This window comes from Pseudomonas fluorescens (assembly GCF_041354075.1).
Classification (GTDB): Bacteria; Pseudomonadota; Gammaproteobacteria; order Pseudomonadales; family Pseudomonadaceae; genus Aquipseudomonas; species Aquipseudomonas fluorescens_CE.
Window position 1 is genome coordinate 36,435 of sequence record NZ_JARZGC010000015.1, and the last position, 23,109, is coordinate 59,543.

Annotated in this window: 20 protein-coding genes; 11 read left to right on the forward strand and 9 right to left on the reverse strand. The window is 61.7% G+C overall.

The genetic code is table 11. The features are described from left to right. The first annotated feature begins 17 nt into the window (after positions 1-17). A complete protein-coding gene (locus QIW53_RS18755) occupies positions 18-1,097 on the forward strand; it encodes a patatin-like phospholipase family protein (RefSeq protein ID WP_371051131.1) in 1,080 nt (359 codons plus the stop codon). A gap of 76 nt (positions 1,098-1,173) precedes the next feature. Further along, positions 1,174-1,530 carry a 6-carboxytetrahydropterin synthase QueD gene (gene queD / locus QIW53_RS18760; protein ID WP_028621713.1) on the forward strand — a complete coding sequence of 119 codons (357 nt, stop codon included), beginning with the start codon at positions 1,174-1,176 and terminating at the stop codon, positions 1,528-1,530. A 154-nt stretch (positions 1,531-1,684) separates the two neighbouring features. On the opposite strand, the gene QIW53_RS18765 is transcribed toward queD, so the two are convergent. Beyond that, positions 1,685-4,381 (reverse strand): C2H2-type zinc finger protein, encoded by a 2,697-nt coding sequence (locus QIW53_RS18765; RefSeq protein ID WP_371051132.1) that lies wholly within the window; start codon positions 4,379-4,381, stop codon positions 1,685-1,687. 156 nt (positions 4,382-4,537) lie between these two features. Here QIW53_RS18765 and QIW53_RS18770 point away from each other — a divergent pair, with 156 nt between their 5' ends. Together QIW53_RS18770 and codA are read left to right on the forward strand one after the other, a co-directional pair. Further along, a complete protein-coding gene (locus QIW53_RS18770; RefSeq protein ID WP_371051133.1) occupies positions 4,538-5,356 on the forward strand; it encodes an alpha/beta fold hydrolase in 819 nt (272 codons plus the stop codon). A 108-nt stretch (positions 5,357-5,464) separates the two neighbouring features. Next, positions 5,465-6,703: a cytosine deaminase gene (gene codA / locus QIW53_RS18775; RefSeq protein WP_371051134.1), complete on the forward strand. Its 1,239-nt coding sequence runs from the start codon at positions 5,465-5,467 to the stop codon at positions 6,701-6,703. A 162-nt stretch (positions 6,704-6,865) separates the two neighbouring features. Here the strand turns inward: codA and QIW53_RS18780 are convergent, their stop codons facing one another. Further along, positions 6,866-7,858: a diaminopimelate epimerase gene (locus QIW53_RS18780; RefSeq protein ID WP_371051135.1), complete on the reverse strand. Its 993-nt coding sequence runs from the start codon at positions 7,856-7,858 to the stop codon at positions 6,866-6,868. A gap of 163 nt (positions 7,859-8,021) precedes the next feature. On the opposite strand from QIW53_RS18780, the gene QIW53_RS18785 reads away from it, so the two are divergent. After that, positions 8,022-9,173, forward strand: a complete 1,152-nt coding sequence (locus QIW53_RS18785) for an MFS transporter (protein WP_371051136.1) — start codon at positions 8,022-8,024, stop codon at positions 9,171-9,173. Positions 9,174-9,184: 11 nt separating this feature from the next. Here QIW53_RS18785 and QIW53_RS18790 read toward each other — a convergent pair whose 3' ends face one another. The 6 genes from QIW53_RS18790 to QIW53_RS18815 all read right to left on the reverse strand — a co-directional run bounded on the left by QIW53_RS18790 (position 9,185) and on the right by QIW53_RS18815 (position 15,940). Continuing rightward, positions 9,185-11,608, reverse strand: coding sequence for a TonB-dependent siderophore receptor (locus QIW53_RS18790; RefSeq protein ID WP_371051137.1), 2,424 nt, complete (start codon positions 11,606-11,608; stop codon positions 9,185-9,187). Positions 11,609-11,704: 96 nt separating this feature from the next. After that, positions 11,705-12,682 (reverse strand): FecR family protein, encoded by a 978-nt coding sequence (locus tag QIW53_RS18795; RefSeq protein ID WP_371051138.1) that lies wholly within the window; start codon positions 12,680-12,682, stop codon positions 11,705-11,707. Positions 12,683-12,722: 40 nt separating this feature from the next. Next, positions 12,723-13,223 carry a sigma-70 family RNA polymerase sigma factor gene (locus QIW53_RS18800; protein ID WP_371051139.1) on the reverse strand — a complete coding sequence of 167 codons (501 nt, stop codon included), beginning with the start codon at positions 13,221-13,223 and terminating at the stop codon, positions 12,723-12,725. Positions 13,224-13,418: 195 nt separating this feature from the next. Next, positions 13,419-14,969, reverse strand: coding sequence for a diflavin oxidoreductase (locus QIW53_RS18805; protein WP_371051140.1), 1,551 nt, complete (start codon positions 14,967-14,969; stop codon positions 13,419-13,421). A 6-nt stretch (positions 14,970-14,975) separates the two neighbouring features. Beyond that, a complete protein-coding gene (locus QIW53_RS18810) occupies positions 14,976-15,395 on the reverse strand; it encodes a PAS domain-containing protein (protein WP_371051141.1) in 420 nt (139 codons plus the stop codon). Between the two features lie 194 nt (positions 15,396-15,589). Then, positions 15,590-15,940, reverse strand: a complete 351-nt coding sequence (locus tag QIW53_RS18815) for a hypothetical protein (RefSeq protein WP_371051142.1) — start codon at positions 15,938-15,940, stop codon at positions 15,590-15,592. Positions 15,941-16,227: 287 nt separating this feature from the next. Between QIW53_RS18815 and QIW53_RS18820 the strand changes: the two genes are divergently transcribed. The 4 genes from QIW53_RS18820 to QIW53_RS18835 all read left to right on the forward strand — a co-directional run bounded on the left by QIW53_RS18820 (position 16,228) and on the right by QIW53_RS18835 (position 20,869). After that, a complete protein-coding gene (locus tag QIW53_RS18820; protein WP_371051143.1) occupies positions 16,228-17,334 on the forward strand; it encodes an HlyD family secretion protein in 1,107 nt (368 codons plus the stop codon). Next, entirely contained in the window at positions 17,331-18,923 is a 1,593-nt protein-coding gene (locus QIW53_RS18825; protein WP_371051144.1) for a DHA2 family efflux MFS transporter permease subunit, read from the forward strand. Before QIW53_RS18820 ends, QIW53_RS18825 begins: the two co-directional genes overlap by 4 nt. 207 nt (positions 18,924-19,130) lie before the next feature. Continuing rightward, positions 19,131-20,486 (forward strand): hypothetical protein, encoded by a 1,356-nt coding sequence (locus QIW53_RS18830; RefSeq protein WP_371051145.1) that lies wholly within the window; start codon positions 19,131-19,133, stop codon positions 20,484-20,486. Continuing rightward, positions 20,483-20,869: a hypothetical protein gene (locus QIW53_RS18835; protein ID WP_201191032.1), complete on the forward strand. Its 387-nt coding sequence runs from the start codon at positions 20,483-20,485 to the stop codon at positions 20,867-20,869. The genes QIW53_RS18830 and QIW53_RS18835 overlap by 4 nt, the downstream gene beginning before the upstream one ends. Positions 20,870-20,935: 66 nt before the next feature. On the opposite strand, the gene QIW53_RS18840 is transcribed toward QIW53_RS18835, so the two are convergent. Beyond that, entirely contained in the window at positions 20,936-21,376 is a 441-nt protein-coding gene (locus QIW53_RS18840) for a carboxymuconolactone decarboxylase family protein (protein ID WP_371051146.1), read from the reverse strand. Between the two features lie 213 nt (positions 21,377-21,589). Between QIW53_RS18840 and QIW53_RS18845 the strand changes: the two genes are divergently transcribed. Beyond that, on the forward strand, positions 21,590-22,096 hold the full coding sequence (locus QIW53_RS18845) for a sigma-70 family RNA polymerase sigma factor (RefSeq protein ID WP_371051147.1): 507 nt from the start codon (positions 21,590-21,592) through the stop codon (positions 22,094-22,096). Next, positions 22,096-23,052, forward strand: coding sequence for a FecR domain-containing protein (locus tag QIW53_RS18850; protein ID WP_371051148.1), 957 nt, complete (start codon positions 22,096-22,098; stop codon positions 23,050-23,052). Before QIW53_RS18845 ends, QIW53_RS18850 begins: the two co-directional genes overlap by 1 nt. Positions 23,053-23,109: the final 57 nt, after the last annotated feature.

Sequence of the window (23,109 nt, forward strand, 5' to 3'; positions counted from 1 at the left end):
CCGACAGAGAGACCGGTATGACCGCCATCCACATCAAATTTACCGCCCTGACCCTCAAGGCCGGTCCCCGGGCATTCGCGCGCATTCGGGAAAACGGCTTGCGGGCCGCCGAGGTCGGGACCTTGCCCGGTGCGGCCGGCGGGCCGAAGGCGTTGGGGATTCAGGGCCTGGACCTGGCGCTGTTCGGTGAATGGCTGCTCGCCGCACCCCGCCAGCGTTCGCTGATCGGCGCCTCGGTGGGCGCCTGGCGTTTCGCCGCCGCCTGCCTGCCCGACGCCGCCGAAGGCATTCGCCGCCTCGGGCAGCTGTACATCGAGCAGAACTTCGACAAGGGCGTGACCATGGCGCAGATCAGCGAAAGCTCCCGGCGCATGCTCGCCGACTTGCTGGACGGTCGCGACGCCACCCTCCTCGACAATGCCCATTACCGCCTGAACATCATGGTGGTGAAAAGCCACGGGTTACTCGCCGATGATCACCGTGGGCGTCTTGGCCTGGGCCTGTCCTCGGTGATCGCCGACAACCTGCGCGGCCGGGCGCGGCTGTCGCGGCACTTCGAGCGGCTGATCATCCACGACCCGCGCCTGGCCCCGCCGGTCGACGCGCTCAACGACTTCCCCTCGCGCTTCATCGCCCTGAATGCCGCGAACCTGCGCCAGGCCCTGCTGGCGTCAGGTTCGATCCCCATGGTGATGCAAGGCGTGCGCGACCTGCCAGGCGCCGGCGCCGGAACCTTCCGCGACGGCGGCCTGCTGGACTATCACCTGGATCTGCCCTACAGCGGCGACGACATCGTGCTGTACCCGCACTTCACCGACCGGATCATCCCCGGCTGGTTCGACAAGACCCTGCCCTGGCGTCGCGCCTGCCCGGCGCGTCTGCAAAACGCCCTGTTGCTGGCGCCGTCCAGGGAATACCTGGCTCGCCTGCCCTACGGCAAACTGCCGGACCGCAACGACTTCAAGCGCTTCATGGGCGATGCGCCGAGCCGGCAGAAATACTGGCGCACGGCGATGGATGAGAGCCGGCGCCTGGGCGACGAATTCCTCGAACTGGCGGCCAATGGTCGCCTTGCCGAACGCTTGCTGACCCTTTAGTCAGGACAAGCTGGTAAACTCGCCGCCTGCCCCAATCGCCTGCGGCGATCGCCACCTGACAGAGCTGAAAACACCTGTGGAAATCTTCAAGGAATTTACGTTCGAATCCGCCCACCGCCTGCCCCACGTCCCGGACGGCCACAAGTGCGGGCGCCTGCACGGTCATTCGTTCAAGGTGGCAATTCACCTGAGCGGCGACCTCGATCCGCACACCGGCTGGATCCGTGATTTTTCCGAGATCAAGGCGATCTTCAAGCCGCTGTACGAGCGCCTGGACCACAACTACCTGAACGACATTCCCGGCCTGGAGAATCCGACCAGTGAAGTGCTGGCCAAGTGGATCTGGGGTGAACTGAAGCCGTTGTTGCCGGAGCTGAGTGCGATTCGGATTCATGAGACGTGTACGAGCGGCTGCATTTACCGCGGCGAGTAATGCGAACTCAAAAGCAGTTCGCGTCAGTTATGTTGAGTATTCATATGGCGACGCCGAGCTTGCTCTGAGCTGAGCTGAGTTCGGCCAAACGAACCTTTGATTACAGCCATTTGTTTTTCCGAGTACACCGGAAAAGATAATCAACAGTCATCCGCTATCTCACGGTCGGATGTTTCATTCTTACGTGTTTATGCATATTGGAATTGATGGAAAACCTCATCTCGCAATGTGGACATGAATATCTCCCCACTGCTTCATGCGTTTGCTTGTGTAATGCCAACCCTCTCATCTGAGCGAAAGCCTTACCACAAACATCACATACGAAGCTCTTCTCAGTAGTGTGTGTAAGCATATGTCTGGAGATGGCATCATTGTCAGACCCTCTAATTCCACACGTTGGGCAGACGAAAGACTTTGCGCGCTTTACACCCGAATGAGCACGTATATGCTTGTTTAGATTAGACTTTTGTGAAAATTCTGCAGAGCAAACATCGCATTTGAAAGGCTTCTCTCCAGTGTGAGATCTGATGTGAACTCTGAGCTTGTAAGGCGTGGAAAAAACTTTATTGCAAGTGGGGCATGCAGGTCGAGACGGTGCAGCAGCGTACGCTGACGAAGGACCGGCAACCGGAGACGCTGGGGCGGGGCCTGGCGAACTGGCGACGGTTGAGAGGGGGGCCAACCTGATTTCATCCAAGCCCGAAGGTTGGTCCTGATCCCCCACCAACCCCGCGAAAGAAAGCAAACCGTCGATAGAACCGATTGAACTCACAGAAGCCTGGGAGTCGATATCTCCCTCAATCAGCACATCAGGTAGCTCAACCCGTACAGCGGACGGAGCGGGGACTGGTGGAAGAAAGGCCTCCGGCCCTAACTCAATTGCTTGCGAGCGTTCCTCGCGCAGTGCAGTTCTCGAGCGTTTTTCTCCCCCCTTGTCAAAAAAATCCGCGAGCGTCTCTTTCATCCGCCCGTCCGCGTCCACATGGCCTACCGGCGAATTCCCCAAAAACCCATACAAATTCAACCCATCCACCTCCCCTGCCGGGTCCGGGTTGATCCAGCGACTCAGCCAGGGTGCGTAATAGCGAAATCCGTAGTAATACAGCCCCGTCGCATCCTTGGTTTTGCCTGAGTAACGGATGGTTTTGTAAGCGCCAGTCTGATCGCGATGATCCTCCCAGGCGGTGCCGCCAAACGGGTAATAGGCTTCGCGGCTTTGCACGTTGGCCTGTTCGTCCAGTTCAAGCGTAACCGAGCCCAAATGGTCCGTGAATTGATAACGCAAGGGGTGTTCCGGGGCGCCTGGCCCGTGGAACCAGGTGACCCGGTTACGTCCGGCTTCGAGGTCGAGCATTTCGTATCGCTGGCCGGTCGGACGGCGGTGCAGCTCCAGGCCAGGCAGGTATCGAACTTCGGCGATCACCGTGGTGGCATGCGTCAGCGTTGTACGTACCTTGCGCAAGCGCTTGCCACCGCCGCCGTAGATGTAGCGCTCGGTGTCATCGGCTTCATTGTCCCGCACCACTGGCGATACGCTGGACAGCTGATTGCGCAAATCCCAGGTCATGGACTGACCGGGTTGCAGGCATTGCAGGTTGCCATTGGCGTCGAACTGCCTCGAAAAGTCCGGCGGCTGATCCCCTTCGATCAGGCTGCGGTTGCTGTCGGGCGCCACCGCCCAGCGACGGGTGAATGACTGCGCACCGAGGTGACGCCGCTCGGTCATGTTGCCCCCCGCGTCGTAGCCGTATTCTTCACGGTAATTGAGCACCGCGCCGGCACCGGTCGCTTCCCAGCCCGTGGCGCTGACGAGTTGGCCCAGGGTGTCGTAGCTGCAGGTACGCAGTGGATCGATGCGTTGATTCTTGAAATAACGAATCGGCAATGCCTGATCGTCGATCTGGATGATGTTGCCGACCGGGTCGACGCTGTAACGCAAGTCCTGCAAGGGCTCGGCGTTTGGCAAACCGGCGCACAGGCGCTCCAACCGGCCATCGCTGAGCGCGTACTTGGCCTCGGTCACCACGCCATTGCCGGCAGTTTCCCGCTCGACCTTGCCGCTGTGGTTATAGCGAATGTCCCGCACCAGGCATTGTTCGGGAGTGGCGGCATTCGCAGGTTGCAGCCACCCTTCCTTGAGTTGCCCGGCCACGGAATTAACGTAGCGCCGGCAATGCCCCTGCGCATCGGTGAGATTGAGCAGATCGCCGAGCGGTGAATACACCCAGCGGCTGGCGAGGCCCGGTGCGTTTTCCAGCAGCGCGTCCCGTGCAACCAGGTCCAACGGCCAGTCAGGAGGTTCGAGACGTTGCAGAAAGTGGCTGACCTCACACTGCGTCAACCCCAGCAAATCGTATTCAGTCATGTGCCGCGTTCCTGCCGGATCATCATGACGAGTCACCCGACCGCATTGATTGGCCGTACTCCAATCAACGCTGCCATACTCAAAGCGCTCCACCACCCGGTCGGTATCGGCGGTCGCCTGCTCGGTGATCGTCAGCGGACGCAACGAAGTGTCGTACTCAACCTGCACCCGACTGCCGCGACCATCCCACTGCGCCAAAACCTGGTCCGCTTCGCCAAACAGAAACACCCGCCAACCGGCGTCAACGCTGTCGCGAGACAGCACTTTGGCGGACAAACCGGTGGTCTGGCGCAACGCAGGCACCGCCAACCGCGCATCCCACTGCTCCACCAGACGCTGCCTACCATCAAAAACCTGGCGCGCAGGCCTCGCGGCAGGCGCCTGTCCCACCTTCTCACGCCAGTACGCCACGCTGCGCACAGCCAAACCACGCGGGTCGATAACCGCCAAGGTGGGCGTTGCAAGGTGCAGATTGAGAATGCTCATCGACGTTGAATAGCATCCAACTGTAAACAGCGTCTACTGTCACAAATGACAGGCATTCATACCGTTGATCCGATCGATCAAAACAACTGCCGGGACGGGCGATTTTTTTACGCCTAAGCTCCTGCCCCTCAACCTGCTCCGCCAAGAGAACATGCCATGACTGACTGGCCGCTGGCTCAAACCTTTCGTTTCAATGGGCACTCCGTTCGTTATGCGGTACGGGGCGACGGTCCGCCGCTGGTGTTCGTGCATGGCACACCCTTTTCTTCGTTCGTCTGGCACAGGATTGCACCGCACTTCATCACCTCGCACAGGGTGCATTACTTCGACCTACTCGGTTACGGGCTGTCCGACAAACCTGTGGGCGATGTTTCCCTGGGTGTGCAGAACGAGTTGTTGGCGCAGTTGCTGGAGCATTGGGGCCTGGCGTGTCCGGACGTGGTGGCCCACGATTTTGGCGGTGCCACGGTGCTGCGTGCACACCTGCTCAACGGCAAGGACTACCGCAGCCTGACGCTGATCGATCCGGTGGCGCTGTCGCCCTGGGGCTCGCCGTTCGTGCGGCATGTTCGCCAGCATGAAGGCGCGTTCAGCGCAGTGCCCGATTACATTCAACGGGCGATCGTGCCGGCCTATATACGGGGAGCGATCAAGCGTGACATCACCGATGAAGAGCTCGCACCCTATGTGCAACCCTGGCTCGGTGAGCAGGGGCAGGCGGCGTTCTATCGGCAGATTGCCCAGATGGATCAGCGTTATACCGACGAAATCGAAACGCTGTACCCGGGCATTCGCTGCCCGGTGCAGATTCTCTGGGGCGACGACGACCAGTGGATCCCCATCGAACGAGGCCGCGCGCTGCAGCAGATGATTCCCGGGGCACAGTTTCTGTCTGTCCCCAAGGCCGGGCACCTTGTACAGGAAGATGCGCCGGAAGCCATTGTCGCGGCCTTGTTGAGGTTCTTGCCCACCTGACGACCCTGTTGCCTGAGGGCGCCATTGATGGATGGCGCTGGCGAGGATAGCCGCCACCGGGCTAACGTAGGGGGACCCTGTGAACGCATGACAACAAGGACTCGCCCGATGCACATCATCAACGCCCGCTTGCGCAACCAGGAAGGTCTGCATGAGTTGCACCTGGAAAACGGCCTGATCCGCCACATTTCCCGCCAGACCGAAGCGCCGACCCTGGGCCCCGATGACCTCGACGCCGGGGGCAACCTGGTGGTGCCGCCTTTTGTCGAGCCGCACATTCACCTCGATGCGACGCTGACGGCTGGCGAGCCGCGCTGGAACATGAGCGGCACGCTGTTCGAAGGCATCGAATGCTGGGGCGAGCGCAAGGTGACGATCACCGAGGAAGACACCAGGACCCGCGCAAAAAAAACCATTCAGGCCCTCGCCGCCCACGGCATCCAGCATGTGCGCACCCACGTCGATGTCACCGACCCGCAGCTCACCGCGCTCAAGGCCATGCTCGAGGTGCGCGAGCAAAGCCGTCATCTGGTCGACCTGCAGATCGTCGCGTTCCCCCAGGAAGGCATCGAGTCGTATCGCGGCGGTCGCGAGTTGATGGAGGAGGCGATCCGGATGGGTGCCGACGTGGTCGGCGGGATTCCGCATTTCGAGTACACCCGCGACCAGGGCGTGAGTTCGGTGAAGTTCCTGATGGACCTGGCCGAACGCACCGGCTGCCTGGTGGACGTGCATTGCGACGAAACCGACGACCCGCACTCGCGCTTCCTCGAAGTGCTGGCCGAAGAGGCGCGCAGTCGCGACATGGGCTCGCGGGTCACGGCCAGCCACACCACGGCCATGGGCTCCTATGACAATGCCTACTGCGCCAAGCTGTTCCGCCTGCTCGGACATTCGGGGATCAGTTTTGTCTCCTGCCCCACCGAAAGCATTCACTTGCAGGGCCGCTTCGACACCTTCCCGAAGCGCCGTGGCGTAACCCGGGTCAATGAACTGCTCGAGGCCGGGATGAATGTGTGTTTCGGCCAGGATTCGATCGTCGACCCCTGGTACCCGCTGGGCAACGGCAACATCCTGCGGGTACTCGAAGCCGGCCTGCACATCTGCCACATGCTCGGTTACCGCAACCTGCAAAGTGCGCTGGACCTGGTGACCGACAACAGCGCCAGGGCGATGAACCTGGGGGATCGTTATGGACTGGAGCCCGGGCGGCCGGCGAACCTGCTGATCCTGTCGGCGGACAGTGACTACGAGGTGATCCGCAGCCAGGGTTTGCCGTTGTACTCGGTGCGCGGCGGCAAGGTGTTGATGAAGCGGCAGATGCCGGTGGTCGAGTTTTTGAGCTGATCCTGGCTGTCAGTTGACTGGACGGGCCTCATCGTCGGAATGCCGCCCAGACCAGGCTCGCTCCCACAGGATTGGGCATGACGGCAGAACATGTATACCCTCTGAGGACCCTGGGGGAGCGGGCCTGGTCTGGGCGGCATTCCGACGATGAGGCCCGTGAAGTCACCCCATCAACCGAGCCGTACCAAACAAGCTGACCCGGCTCAATTCCCCACCCCTTTCCTCCAGCAGAATGGGCGCCGTGCCACCCGGCATCACCACCTTCACTTCCCCCGCTGTCACCCAACCCACACGCCAGGCCGCGCACGCCACCGCGCTGGCGCTGGTGCCGGACGACGCTGTCGGCCCTTCGCCGCGCTCGAACACCCGGGCGGCGATTCGCCCTTCGCCCTCACGCATCGCCCATTGCAGATTGATCCCCGCCGGACACGGTCGCCCGGCACCAGTCGGCATGGCGTAGGCAATCGCCGTCAGCCCTTCGGACAAATCGGCCTGACGCATGTGTGCATTGGCCGGCAGCGCACCGGCTTCATCCACCAGGGTCACGCAATGCGGATTCCCCACCCGCACGAACTGGCTGGTGTGCCACGCGGGGTTCAACGCTGACAGCGGTTGCACATGGCTCAGCGCACGGCCGTTGAACGTCACCTCCCCGGTGCCCTGCGCACTCACCGCCTCGGGTCCGAAGCCCGGTTGGCCCAGGTCCAGCCAAAAGCCTCGCACCCCCTCGACCTGCGCCGCCTGCACCGCCGTTTCGCCTGGCGAAGGCGTATCGGCCTTGTCGTGGTGAACCCTGAGCAGGCATCCCTGATCTTCGGGGAACAGCCCCTGATCGCTGAGCGCCTGGGAAAAAATCGTCAGGCCGTTGCCACTGCGCTCGGCCAGGGAGCCATCGGTGTTGACGATCAACAGGTCGAACGGCGGCGCCGATTGAAACGGCCCGACCAGCAGCCCGTCGCTGCGATGGTCCTTGCTGCCGGCCGGTTGCGCACCCGCTGCCCAGCCGCAGAAGGTTTCGATAGCCAACGCAGTCCAGGCTTCGCGGGTCTGCGCTGCCAGGCCCGCCTCATCCGGCAGAACGATCCCGGCGCGGCGCACGGCATCCGGCGCCACTACCGCGTAAACATTGCCGCGTGCATCGTAAAACGGTGTCATGGCGCCCCCTGAGCATCGATCAAAGGCGACAACATATCGCGAAACAACGACAGGCTGTGCAAGGATGTCACCCTGCCTGAACGCGAAACGCCCGGGACGCTGATCGAACCTCCCCACTCGATCAATGTCCTTTGCGCACGCATTGCTTCTGCCAAGGATCGATATGACCAGCCTCAACACCCAGGACACCTTCGTGCCCGGCCGCTTGCAACAGATGTCCACGCGCGTGGCCTTTTTCATCGCCGGCTTCGGGATCGCCGCGTGGGCGCCCCTGGTGCCCTACGCCAAGACACGGGCCGGACTGGACGAAGGGACGCTCGGTTTGCTGCTGCTGTGCCTGGGGGTCGGCTCGATCCTGGCGATGCCGATGGCCGGGATCCTGTCCACGCGCTTCGGTTGTCGCCGCGTGGCAGTGGGCGGGACCTTGCTGATCTGCGCTGCCCTGCCCCTGCTGGCCACGGTGTCGTCGGTGCCGGCGCTGATCGCCTCGCTGTTCATGTTCGGCGCGGGCCTGGGCACCGTGGACTCCACGGTGAACCTGCAAGCGGTGATCGTCGAGAGGGCCAGTGGCAAGACCATGATGTCGGGCTTCCACGGGCTGTTCAGCCTGGGCGGGATTGTCGGCGCAGCGGGCGTCAGCGCCTTGCTGGGCCTGGGCATTTCGCCCCTGGGGGCGATTCTGGTAGTGGTCGTGATGCTGATCGCGGCCCTGTGCAAGGCCGCACCGCACATGCTGCCGTATGGCAGCGAAAGCACGGGCCCGGCGTTCGCGATACCCCATGGCATCGTGTTGTTCATCGGCGGGATGTGCTTCATCGTCTTTCTCGCAGAGGGGGCGGCTCTGGACTGGAGTGCGGTGTTCCTGGTGCAGGAGCGCGGGATCGCCACGGCTTACGCTGGCCTGGGTTATGCCGCGTTTGCGTTGACCATGACCGTAGGACGCCTGACCGGTGACGCCATCGTCCACCGCCTCGGGGCAACACGGGTGATCGTGTGTGGCGGGCTGCTGGCAGCCGCAGGCCTGTTCCTGGCGACCTTCGCACCGGACTGGGAAGTGGCCCTGATCGGGTATGCCCTGCTCGGTGCCGGCTGCTCGAACATCGTGCCGGTGCTGTACACCGCCGTTGGCAAACAGACCGTCATGCCGGAAAGCATCGCGGTGCCAGCCATCACCACCCTCGGTTATGCCGGCATCCTGGCAGGGCCCGCCGTGATCGGCTTCATCGCCCACGGCAGCAGTTTGAGTTTCGCCTTCGGACTGATGGCGTTGCTGCTGGTTGCCGTGGCGATTGGCGGGAAAGTGTTGAAGGTGTGAACGCCCCAGCGTCAGAACCCGACGCTGGCCTGCACGAAGAACGTGCGTGGCGTGCCGACATACATGCCCGCGTTGTTGTCACTGGAACGGGTGAAGTATTGCTTGTCGAAGACGTTTTTCACCCCGGCACCGAGCTTGAGGTTCGACAACTGCGGACCGAAGTCATAACCGCCGCGCAGGTTCCAGGTCACGTAACCCGGAATGTCGCCGTACCGGCCGTCGGCGGTGCCTTCGGTGATGTAGTTGTTGGTGAAACTGCCGTTGGCGTTCACGGCAACGCCCGGTGAGCGCTGCCTGGACTGAGCGAAGGCATCGACGTTCCAGGTCCAGCGGTCAATGTCATAACGCAGGCCAGCCGTCGCCACCTGGCGCGAATAGAACGGCAGGTCGCGGCCCTTGAAGCCCGGGATTTCCCCTTCATAGACGGCGCGGGTGTAGGTGATGCCCGCGTTGGCGGTCAGGCCGTCGAGTCGCGGGTCCAGGGCCGCCATGTCGTAATGCACCGAAGCTTCGATGCCCTGGTGTGTGGTCGCCCCCAGGTTGGTCCAGCCCGCATCGTTGCTGATGTATTGCAGTTCCTTGTCGAAGTCGATGTAGAACAGCGTCACTTCACCGCCCCACACTTCATCGTTGTAGCGCGTGCCGACCTCATAGGTCTTGGCCTTCTCCGGCTCCAGCCCGTTCGCCGTGTTGTCACCCGAACCGCCCTGGCCCAGTTGGAAATACTGCAGGCTGCCGAACGAGGTTTCGTAGTTGGCGAACAGCTTCCACGCATCGGAGAGGTGATACATCACGCTCAAGGCCGGCAGCGGCTCGTTGCTTTCGATGCTGCGATTCTTTTCCTGCACCGGCCGACCGGCTGTATCGAGCACCGGGCGGTCGTGCCAGTCGGTGCTGATGTGTTCGAAACGGATGCCGGGGGTGATGGTCCAGTTGCCGACATCGATCTTGTTGTCGACGTACACCGAGTTGGCTTCGGTGCCACCGGTGCGGTCCTGGTACACATGACCGTCGGAGGTGGGGGTCGCAACCGGGGTGTTGTTGACCAAGGCCAGACGGCTCGCCTCTTCGTGCATGCCTTCCTTGAGGTAGCGATAACCGACGCTGACCTCCTGGGTGGTCGGGCCGAGATCGAACACATGGGACACCCGCGGCTCGATACCAAAGGTGTAGTAGGTGCGGGGGAACGAGCCGAGGGTTTTCTGATCGATGGCGGCGATGTTGCTGCCACGGAAACTGTCGGAGTAGTAGGTCAGCACTTCCGCCTGGGTGCGGTCGTCGATCTGCCGGATCCACTTGAACGAAATGTCCTTGCGCCGTCCGCTGAAATTGTCGTTGTTGCGGTCGGACTGGAACGGGTTGGCGTCGTATTGCGCCTGGGTCAGGCCACCGGGCATGTCGGCGCTGGCGTCGTAGTAATGCAGGTTGAGGCTGAAATCGTCGACATCGGTCGGCGCCCAGTGGGTCTTGAGCAACACGTCGTCGATGTCGTTGCCGTTGTTGCGCTCACGGTAACCGTTGCCGTTGACGCCCGAGTACAGCAGCGCCACACCGATGCCGTTGTCCGCCGTGCCGCCGACGAAAGCCGTGTCGATGTGCTTCCAGCCACCGTGCTTCGAGGTTTCCAGGGTGGTGCCGATCTCGGCGGAGGCTTGTTCCGGGATCGCGCGGGTCACGAAGTTGATCACCCCGCCGACGTTCTGCGGTCCGTAGCGCACGGAGCCGGCACCGCGTACCACGTCGATGCTGTCGAGGTTGCCCGAGGAAATCGGCGCCATCGACAACTGAGGCTGGCCGTACGGGGCGAACGCGGCGGGAACGCCGTCGATCAGCACCGTGGAGCGTGGCGACAGGCGCGAGGTCAGACCACGCACGCCGACGTTGAGGGAAATGTCGCTGCCGCCGGTCCCGTTGGCCTCCTGCACCTGCACACCGGGCACACGCTTGAGCACGTCACCCACGTTCATCGCGCCCTGCTCGACCATGGCCTCGCGGCGAATCACCGTACGCGCGCCGGGGTGGTTCTGCACCACGGCGGCATCGGCGTCGCCGAGCCAGTCGCCCACCACCTTGATGTCCGTCACACCCAGTTCCAGCGGGCCATTGGCTGCGGAAGTCGGCGCAGGTGTCAGGGTCACGGAGCCTTCGTCGATCTGATAGTCAAGGCCACTGCCCTGCAGCAACTGGCGCAGGGCTTGCTCCGGCGAGAGATTGCCGTCCACGGCCGGGGCCTGCTTGCCCGCCACCAGGTCCGGGCTGAAGAACACCTGCAGCGAAGTCTGCTGACCGAGCGCGCTCAGGGCCTGACCCAGAGGTTGCGCCGCGATGTGAATGCTGTCGGCGGCAAATGCCTGGGGCAGCGCCACGTTGACTGCCAACGCTAGCGCCAGCGGCAACCAGGAAGATTTATTGTTTTTTGCAGTGGATTTTTTCACGTCGAACAGCGTCCTGTGAGCGCAAGAAAGTGCGTCTGTTAATGCAAACCAGTTGCAGTTGGACAAGAAGACGATGAACTCGAAAAAAACCTGAATTTATTTTGCAATTATTTCCTGGCTACCGTCGGCGTGGGTGCGCACGGCCACGGGCAGGATGTTCGGCAAGGCCTTGAGCAAGGCGTCTGTATTGTCGGATTTGAACACGCTGGTCAGGCGCAGCTCGCCGACCTTGGCGTTGCTGACCGTCAGCGGTTTCTCGCGATAAAGCGACACTTCCTCGACCACTTCGCTGAGGCGGGCATCGTTGAACACCAGTTTGCCGCTGCGCCAGGCCGTCAGCTGCGCCGCGTCGACGGCATAGGCCGGCGCCACGTTGCCGCGTGCATCGACCCGGGTACCGAGGCCGGCCGTCAGGCTGACGAAAGCGTTGTCGGGCGCCTCGCGTCCCTGGACCTTGACCGTGCCCTGTTCCACCACGACGCGAGTGTCATGGGTACCGCGCCGCACATCGAAGCGAGTGCCGGTGACCGTGACCTTGCCGCTGCCCGCCTCGACCACGAAAGGCCGGTCGCTGTCGTGCGCGACGTTGAACATGGCTTCGCCTTCGCTCAGCTCGATACCGCGCCGGCCTTTTTCAAAGCGCACCTGAAGGCGGCTGCGACTGTTCAGGTCAATCACCGAACCGTCCGGCAATGCCACATGGCGGCGCTCGCCCAGCGCCGTCGAGTACTCGGCGGAGTAAGTCGCCGATGGGTTCGAACCGCTGAACAGGCCCAGGCCGAGCGCCACTGCCAGGACACTGGCCGCCACCGCATAACGCACCAGTGGCCGACGCTTGTTGCGGGCCGGCGGTGCTTCGCACAAGGCTTGCAGCCGCGCCGCAGGAAGCAGGTCGGCGGCGGACCACAGGCTCTGGAGCAATTGAAACTCTTCACGGTGCTGAGGGTGTTCGTTCAGCCAGCGCTCGAATTGCAGGTGTTCCTCGATGGCCACGGCCGGTTCCCGCAGACGCACAAACCAGCGCGCCGCCTCATCGCGAACCGTGGTCTGCCCGCACGCGCAGTTATCCATCATGGAAGTTCCTGTGTGGCTGGGGATGAAAAGGCGCGGCCGATCATGACTGCAGTCCGTCGAGGCGGTCGCGCAGATGCCGCAAGGTGCGGATCATATACTTTTCCACCATGTTCTTGGACAGTCCCAGGCGTTCGGCGATTTCCGCCTGGGTCAGGCCTTCGATCTTCTGCCAGACGAACACCTTGCGACAATTGACCGGCAACTCGCCGAGGGCCCGCTCGATGGAATCAGCCAACTGCACCGCATGCATGAAATGCTCCGGGTCGCCGGACGACGACACACCCTGATCGATCGCCTCGGACTCCATGGCACCCCGCCGATCCTCACGCCGATAACCATCCACCGCGATGTTGCGGGCGGTCTGGTGCAGATACGCCCGAGGCTGCTCCACTGCCGCCGAATCGGACTCAAGCACCCGAACGAAGGTGTCGTGGGCCAGGTCCTCGGCCTGCTGACGATTTCTCAGGCGTCGGGTCCAGGTGCCAACCAACTCTTCGTAATGCTCGAAAAAGCCGTGTCTGCGGGGCAACTTGGGGATCATTGCGGTGTGCTGTGAAGACGGGGCGTGAATAATAATGCTTCCTATTAACCGGAAGCAATGGCTAGCGGACCAGCGCCACCACTCAAGCACGGCGGTACGGAGAGGGCCAGCGACAGGAAGGAAATCGGCGTTTTCCTGCCAAAAAAAAGACGCGCAGACGAGTTGCGGCTCGTCCACGCGTCAAAACGGGAAGCGTCAATACAGTTCTTTGTGGACGCGATGGGTGCTCGCCAGGTCGGCGACGAATGTCTGCGCCACCTCCTCGCTGAGGTGGCCAAAGGTCATGGCGATGTTGACCAGCGCCGCGTCAATGGCCCGTTCCAGGTTGCTTTTGTTGCCACAGACGTACAGGTGCGCGCCCTGGCTGAGCAGTGTCCACAGGTAGGCGCCGTGTTCAAGCATGGCGTCCTGCACGTAGTAGCGGCTTTCGGTGTCCCTGGAAAACGCCGTGATCAGCGTATCCAGCACCCCGCCGGCCTGCCATTTTTCCAGGCGCGATTGGTAGAGGAAGTCCGACTCCCGACGGCGGTCGCCGAAGATCAGGCAGCTTTGTACCGGGCTGTTCTGTTGCTCGATCTGTTCCAGCAAGGCAATCAAGGGGGCAATGCCGGTCCCGGTGCCGATCATGATCACCGGATGCTCGACCTGACGTGGCAGGTGGAACGGCGGGTTACTGCGCACAAACACCCGGGCCTCGGGATGGGGCCCGACCAGGTGCCCGGTGGCGGTGCCGGTACGCGAACGGTCGGCCAGGTCATAGGCGACCTCACGGATGCACAGGTCCACGTATCCGGGGTTGTCGTGGGAGGCAATCGAATACGCCCGTGGCAGCACATCGGGCAGCCACTCCACCAGGTCTTCCACACTCAACTGCTCAGGCGTACAGAAATCATTGAGCACATCGAGCATGTCCCGGCCATACAGATAGGCTTCGAGCTCCTTGCGCTGACTGACCTTCAACAGGCCTTTCAAGGTTTCATGCTGACTGACCTTGGCAATGTCGCGCAGCATCGACTTGCTCAGTTGCCGCAGTTCCTTGTCGGCGAGCAAGGTGCGGGCATCGTCGCGGCCGAACCACTGGCCGATCTGCGCCAGCAGTTGCTCATCGTTGTGCGCCAGCACATAGAGGTTGTCACCGGCGCGGTACTTGATGCCGCTGCCTTCGATGTCCAGGCGAACCTGCCAGGCGTAAGGCGCCGTGCCGTTGAGTCGGGTACGAGAAATCACCCGCGCCGGCCATGTGGCCTTTTCACCATAAGCGGTCACTTGCAGGTTGAGGGTGGTGCCGGCGCGTCGGTCGCCCTTGAGCACCGCTTCGAGCGTGGCGCACCAAGTGTCGAAGAAGCCCTCGAAATCGGTGTCGGCGTCGACCCGGTTGATCCAGGGTTTGGCCTGTTTCTGCAGCAGCATGGTGTCCAGCAGTTTGCTGTAGCCGCAGAAGGTCGGGTACGCGGTGTCGCCCAGACCAAAGATGGCATAAGGCTGGTCGATCAACGGTTCGAACTCGTTCAGTTGATCCATGAAGCAATCGGCATTGCCCGGGGGTTCGCCGTCACCGAAGGAGCTGCACACGATGATCAGCAAGTCCTGTGGGGTCAGGGTTTCGAGCTTCAGCGAGTTGAGATCCTGCACGGCCAATTCGTACGGCTGCAAGCAAGGCAGACGCAACAGGCGTTGCGTCAACCCTCGGGCATTGCCGGACTCAGAGCCATAACCGATCACGATGCGTTCGATTAAAGCTGGCATGGTCGCTTACCTGTCGTAGAATTCGTCGAAAGTTTCCTTGGAAAACTCCAGGCCTTCGAAGTCGCTCATCAGGTCGTTGATCACCCGGCGGATGCTGATGTACTCGACGATGTTGCCCTGCTCGTCGAACAGCGGCTGCACCGTGGTATCGACCACATACAGACCGCCACCCTTGCCGACGTTGGGGATCACGCCGGTCCAGATTTCGCCCTTCTTGATGGTGTCCCACATCTGCTTGTAAGTGCTCTTGGGCACGGCAGGATGACGCACGACACTGTGCGGCTGGCCCAGCAGCTCTTCACTGGTGTAGCCCGTCAGTTTGCAGAACAGATCGTTGACGTAAGTGATGTTGCCTTGCAGGTCGGTGGTGGAGATCACCATGACGTTTTCCAGTGCGCTCAAGACTTTGGCGTTGATGGCTTGCATTGTGTTACCCCTCGATTGATTAAAAGTTGGTGCAGTGATGTCAGGTTTGGCCAACGCACGGCATTGCTGTTTCTGGTTGTAATAAATCAATCGGAAGACTCACCGACTGAGCATGGCGCTGAGAAAAAAGAGGATCCGACCCATGAGCGGATCCTGAAAAAGGAGTTCGGGATGAAACGGCGACAGCACTGTGCTCAGCTTTCTTGCGACTGCAGGCGCGAACCTTTGCGAGTCACCTGCTGACCGGGTTCGAAACGGGCGTTGGGCGAACGGACGGTGCTGACTTCGCCCTGGGCGTCTTTGACTTCATAGGCGGTTTCGGTGAGGCCGGCCGCTTCCTGCACGGAACCGCCGGCGAAGAAACCGGCACCCGCACCGATCAGCGCGCCGATCGGGCCGCCCACGGCGCCGACCATCAGCCCGGTGACCACACCGGCACCTTTGCCGGCCGTGGTATCGGGCACTTCACGGACCACTTGGTCAGCCATGCACAACGGGGTAAACAACAGGCAGAGGGTGAAGCTGAAAGGGATGGTACGAGTCATGATCATTTCCTGCTTGGTTGGGGTTGCCCTAAGCATTCCATTAAACGTGCCAATTTTTTAATCCATACAAATCAATACCTTGAAGAATTAAGATGTCCTAATGACAACATCGCAATAGAGTCATTAGGACGACATGATTGTCATTATGACCAAACCTCAAATGACCTGAATCATTAAAACGTCCACCCTCGATACCTGACGACCGGCCAAAGAATTCAATTGCAAGAAAATATTACATACGTCATATTATTTACGTAATATTTATCCGATCCCCAAGGTGTTCGCCGATGACCAGCATGCCCAGCCCTGTTGCGGCGCCAACGCCACGCTCGTCGCTGTTCAAGCGCGTTGCCCTGCCGGTGCTTGCCCTGGTCGCCCTGATAGGCGCCGGGTTGTATGCCACCCACTGGTGGACAGCGGGCCGTTTCATCGAGGCAACCGACGACGCCTACATCGGCGGCGACGTGACGGTGATCGGGCCGAAGGTCGCCGGCTACATCGAAGAAGTACTGGTCACCGACAACCAGAACGTGAAGGCCGGCGATGTGCTGATCCGCCTCGATTCCCGCGACTACCGCGCCCACCTGGCCAAGGCCGAGGGTGCGGTCGCCGCCGAACAAGCCTTGCTGGCCAATCTCGACGCCACAGAACAACTGCAACAGGCCGTGATCGGCCAGGCCCGCGCCGGGATCGAGGCTGCGGGTGCCGAAACCGCACGCTCCCGGGATGACAACCTGCGCTACAAGAAGCTGGTGGGCAGCAATGCCGTTTCGGTGGAGAGCGCCCAGCGCGCCGACGCCACGTTCAAGACTGCCCAGGCCCTGAGCTCAAAGGCCCAGGCAGAACTGCTCGCCGCGCAACGGCAATTGAACGTGATCGAAACCCAGAAGCAACAGGCCCGGGCCGCGCTGATCCAGGCCCGCGCCGAACGTGACCTGGCGCAACTGAATGTCGGCTACACCGAGCTGCGCGCGCCCATCGACGGGGTGATCGGCAACCGCCGGGCACGGGTCGGTGCTTATGCACAGGCCGGTTCGCAACAGTTGTCGGTGGTGCCCTCGAGCGGGCTGTGGGTCGATGCCAATTTCAAAGAAGATCAACTGGCGCACATGACCCCCGGCCAGCCGGTGGTGATCCGCGCCGACGTGCTTTCGGGGCAGCAATTCCACGGTCACCTCGACAGCCTTGCCCCCGCCAGTGGTTCCCAGTTCAGCGTGCTGCCACCGGAAAACGCCACCGGCAACTTCACCAAGATCGTCCAGCGGGTGCCGGTGCGTATCCGACTCGATCCGGCGGACAGCGTGCTCGGTCACCTGCGCCCAGGGTTGTCGGTGACCGCCGAAGTGGACACACGCCAGGCACCTGAACCCGCCGCCGTGGCCAGTGCGCCATGAGCCGCGCCCTCGCCGCTCCCGCCCAACCGTTCAACGCGGCGGACATGGCGACGGCGACCAAGGTGTTCGCCTTCGCCAGCATGTGCATCGGCATGTTCATTGCGCTGCTGGACATTCAGATTGTCTCGGCGTCATTGCGCGATATCGGTGGCGGGCTGTCGGCCGGCACGGATGAAACCGCCTGGGTGCAGACCAGCTACCTGATCGCCGAAATCATCGTCATACCGCTGTCGGGCTGGCTGTCGCGGGTGTTTTCGACCCGCTGGCTGTTCTGCGCCTCCGCCGTGGGCTTCACCCTGGCCAGCCTGCTCTGCGGGGCGGCCTGGAACATCCAGAGCATGATTGCCTTCCGCGCTTTGCAGGGGTTCCTGGGCGGCTCGATGATCCCGTTGGTATTCACCACCGCGTTCTTTTTCTTCACCGGCAAACAACGGGTCATCGCTGCCGCGACCATCGGCGCCGTCGCGTCACTGGCACCGACCCTGGGACCGGTGATCGGCGGCTGGATCACCGACGTGTCTTCGTGGCACTGGCTGTTCTACATCAACCTGGTCCCGGGTATCTTCGTCGCAGTGGCGGTGCCGCTGCTGGTGAAGATCGATCAGCCGGAGCTGTCCCTGCTCAAGGGCGCCGACTATCTGAGCATGGTGTTCCTGGCGCTGTTTCTTGGCTGCCTGGAATACACCCTTGAGGAAGGTCCACGCTGGAACTGGTTCAGCGACCGCACGATTCTGACGACGGCCTGGATCAGTGGCCTGGCGGGCCTGGCCTTTATTGGCCGTACCCTGCACGTGGCCAACCCGATCGTCGATCTGCGCGCCTTGAAAGACCGCAACTTCGCCCTCGGATGCTTCTTCTCGTTCGTGACCGGCATCGGCCTGTTCGCCACGATTTACCTGACCCCGCTGTTTCTCGGCCGGGTGCGGGGTTATGGCGCGCTGGACATTGGCCTGGCCGTTTTCTCCACCGGGGTGTTCCAGGTCATGGCGATTCCGCTGTATGCCTTTCTGGCCAACCGCGTCGATCTGCGCTGGATCATGATGACCGGCCTGGGGCTGTTCGCCTTGTCGATGTGGGATTTCAGCCCGATCACCCATGACTGGGGCGCCAGGGAATTGATGCTGCCGCAGGCCCTGCGCGGGATTGCCCAACAACTGGCCGTGCCGCCAGCGGTCACCCTGACCCTCGGCGGGCTGGCACCGGCCCGGCTCAAACATGCCTCCGGGTTGTTCAACCTGATGCGCAACCTCGGGGGCGCGATCGGTATCGCCGCCTGCGCAACCATCCTCAACGACCGTACCAACCTGCACTTCACCCGGCTGGCGGAAAACCTCAACAGCAGCAACGAATCCCTGAACCAGTGGCTGTCCCAGGTCGGCAACCACTTCGCCGCCCTGGGCCAGAGCGGCGACATCGGCGTCACCGCCAGCCTGCGCCAACTCTGGCTGCTGACCTACCGGGAAGCGCAGACGCAAACCTACGGCGACACCTTCCTGCTGATCGGCGCCTGCTTCGTCATCGCCACGGCACTGGTGCCCTTGATGCGCAAGGTGCAACCCCCGGCCGCGCCCAGTGCGGATGGGCATTGAGCGAAGGCTCGGATCAGGCGTCAGTGAAAGGCGTAGGACTACCTGAGGCCGGTCATGTAGGACCCTTCCCTTTCTGCTTTTTGCCTCCCTCATTTCCCGGTTAATGGCGGCCACGATGCTTTAGCTTGAAAGCAGATTGGCCGCAGGGCACTTCCTCGATAGATCGACCTCGGCCGCGCTCACTCATCCTCATGGGGACTCTCTCCTGTGCGCCTGATTCATCGACATGATCGCGAACGCCTGGGCATCAGCCTGCGCAATATCGAATCGCCTTTTTTTGCACAATCCACCATTAAAGAAGCTTTCGCAGGGCGCTCTCTTCGATCGATTGACGGGCTCAAGGTGCGGATTCATGGCCAGGCCTGGAGCGATCAGAAAATCCTCCAGGCGGTTGGAGAAGGTGAGCTGTTGCTCGTCTCGGATGACCCTTTCGACCCACTGAGCAGCGATACATCCGGTCGGTATTGGTTCATCACCGGGGACAGCGGATTGTCCAGCGGGTCGCCGCGCCCTGCTGCCCAGAGCGTGTCCTCGCGGCCACCCGCTGAACCCTGGGTCAAACCGCCGCCACAGGAACCCGGCTTTTATGTCGTGCCGAAAAGCACCACAGCCGAGCAGTTGAAAGCAACGCTGTTCGCGACGCAGAACCCCTCGGTGATGCGCAAGTTTGCGGCGCTGAACCCCGGCCTCAACGAGGTGAAGGCCGGCACGATGATCGTGCTCAGCGACCCGCACAACCTGCAATGCACCCGCGAAGAAGCCCTGTTGATGGAGGCCGCGACCAAGACCAATGCCGCCCTGGAATTGCTGAGCCCGCAAGAGGCGGACTTCATGGTCCGCCACCGCCACGAAATCGAAACCTTCCTGACCGAGGGATCAACGGCCATGGGTGTCGGCGAGGCGATTTTCACCAGTAACCTGAAAAACATGCAAGTCGTTCTGAAGGACATCGAAGCGCTGCACGTGCGCACATTCAACGCACACGGGCATCTACGCTCACCGGAGTTTTTTGCCGAACGCAAACGACTGCTCAGCCAACTCAACACCCACCTGACCGCCCTGACCCGCAAAGGCATTGGCTTACCGGACCATCCAAACCTGAAAAACGCCTTGGGCATCTCCAGCCGCAGCCTGGTCCACCGCTGGACCAAGGCCGGTGCCGCCGGACAGATTCCCGGCTACGCGACGCACATCGAAGGCGTGGCCAAAGCGGCGAAGGTGGTCAAGTACGGCGGCTGGGTTGGCACTGCGATTGGCGGTGGGGCGTCTTATATGAAGGTGCAGGATGTCTGCGCTGAAGGCGATGCCGAGGCGTGCAGGAAGATCAAATTTACAGAGACCGGTAGTTTTACAGGTGGGGTCATAGGGGGAACGTTGGCTGGTGGTCTCTTGGGCAGTAGCGCCGCTGGAACCGTTTGCGTCGCGTTGGGCGTGCCCACCTTAGGTACCGGCACGCTGGTGTGCGGTGTGGTTGTAGTCGGAGTGGCTTCACTTGCAACGAGTATTCTCACCAACTGGGGTGGCGAATATATTGGCGAAATCATTTATGAGCACTCTCGATGAGCATCGTACAGCTGATAGTTGTGGGCGTGGGCGGACTGTCCATAGTCAGCGGTTACATCTGGTTCTGCTTTGTCTTTTATATGACATTCACTGAGTTGGAGGCCGTTCTGGGCCACCTGGAAAACAGCCCGGACGTGGTGTTTTTATCCCGAACCCGAAGAAGCGGCTTCGTCGGAAAGTCTCGCTTGATGATCGAATTGTCTGGAATTGTGACGTTTCCACGCTTTCACTCCCGAGTCGTCAAATTAAGCCCAGACGATCTGTCCAATATACCCGTGTCGATCAAGCGAAAACTGGCAATCATGCAATGGAGCGGCATCGTCATATTGGTCTCCATGATTGTGTCATTCGGTATCGGAAAAATTGCTGGCCTGTACCGTTAAATTTCCACCTCGAAGAATCCTTGGGCGCACAGGTGCCGATGTCCACTCACCGGCACCCGTACTCCCTCAAGCCTGAGGCATTTTACGAAAGCCCACCGCCAGTCGGTTCCAGCTGTTGATGGTGGAAATCGCCACGGTCAGGTCGACCATTTCCTTCGGGCTGAACTGGGCCGCGACATATTCATAGACATCGTCCGGCGCGTGGGTCTGGCTCAGTTCCGTCAGGGATTCGGTCCAAGCCAGCGCGGCGCGTTCGCGATCGCTGAAGAACGGCGCTTCACGCCAGGCCGTCACGGCGAACAGGCGGCGCGTGGTTTCGCCGTCCTTCAGCGCATCGGTGGTGTGCATGTCGATGCAGAAGGCGCAGCCATTGATCTGCGAGGCGCGCAGCTTGACCAGTTCGATCAGGCTCTTTTCCAGCGGCAGCTTCGAGACGGCTCCTTCGAGGGCCATCATGGCTTTGAGTGCATCAGGGGATGCGGTGTAGAAATCGATACGAGGTTGCATGGTGAACTCCGGTTCAAGTGGGGATGAAACAACGTTAGTCCCGAGGGTCGGCGAGGCCAATAACCAATCCTCCAGAAGACGAGGAGTCCATTGCTGCCTGCGGAAAAATAAAGTACGTCGGGCTGATTGCCAGCGGTCGGTCTGCGCCACTAGAATGCGATCAATTCTTAATTGCAGTCAGGCCAGGACGCCCGAATCGAGTAGCCGTTTCCCATGTCGTCAACCGACCACCCCTCGAACCAGCAAATCCACACCCTCTACAGCGAACATCACGGTTGGCTGCAGGGATGGCTGCATCGAAAACTCGGAAATCGCTGCGATGCGGCCGACCTGGCCCACGATACCTTCCTGCGTCTGCTGACCCGTCAGGTCATCAAACCCCTGGGCAGTGAACCTCGTGCGCTGCTGACCCACATCGCCAAAGGCCTGGTGATCGACCGCTGGCGGCGCCAGGACCTCGAGCGTGCCTACCTGGAGACCATCGCTCAATTGCCCGCCTGCGAGGTGCCGTCGCCGGAAACCCGCCTGCTGATTCTCGAGACCCTGACGCGCATCGAAGCACTGTTGCGCGAATTGCCGGCGGCTACCCGCGACACCTTCCTGCTGTCACAGATCGAAGGCCTGACGTACGGCCAGATCGCCGAGCGCCTCGGCGTGTCGCTGATCACCGTCAAACGGCACATGCGTGCTGCCTTCATTGCCTGCCTGAGTGTCGCCTGATGAACCCGATGATCAACCCGCAAATCATCGGCGAAGCCGCCGACTGGCTGGTGCATCTGCATTCCGGATCCGCCACGGCGTCCGACCATCAGGCCATCGCCCAGTGGCGCAACCGCAGTGCCGAGCATGCCCAGGCCTGGCTGCGGGCCGAAGCGCTGCTCGGGGAATTTCGCAGTGTACCGGCCAACCTCGCCCTGCAGACCCTGCAACGGGCGGCGCGCAAGGACGGTCTCAGCCGCCGCCAGACCCTGACGCGCCTGGGTCTGTTGCTCATGGCCGGCCCCTTGGGCATCGCCGCGCAACATGTGCCGTGGCAACAGTGGAACCCCGATCAACGCACTGCCGTCGGCGAACAGAAACGCCTGCAACTGGCCGATGGCAGCGAACTGCTGCTCAACACCCAAAGTGCCGTGAACATTGCATTCAGTCCTCAGGAGCGGCGCATCACGCTGCTCGATGGCGAAGTGTTGATCAGTACCGCCAGGGATGCCGCGTCACGGCCGTTTATCGTTGAAACCCCGCAAGCCATCGCCCGCGCCCTGGGCACTCGCTTCTGCGTGCGCACCCACGACTCGCGCAGCCAGGTGTCCGTGCTCGAAGGGCAGGTGCAGGTCACTCCGCTGCGGCTGTCGCAAGGCACGACCCTCGAGGCCGGCGAGCGCCAATCGTTCACCGCCGACCGCTTCGACCCGGTGGAACGCTTCGACACCAGTTCCCTGGCCTGGGACAAAGGCATGTTGCTGGCCAACAACATGCGCCTGGACGAATTGCTCGGCGAGTTGAGCCGCTACCGCCCCGGCATCCTGCGCTGCCATGCCGACGTCGCCGGGTTGCGGGTCTCGGGGGCGTTTTCCCTGCGCAATACCGACGCCAGCCTGCGCCTGCTCAGCGATACCCTGCCACTGAAAATCAGCAGCCTGACCCGCTACTGGATGTCGGTCGAACCACGGGCCTGACCGCCCCGAAATTTTTTCACTGCCTCCTGATACCTTTTTGCGTTTCGTTCGGTGTGT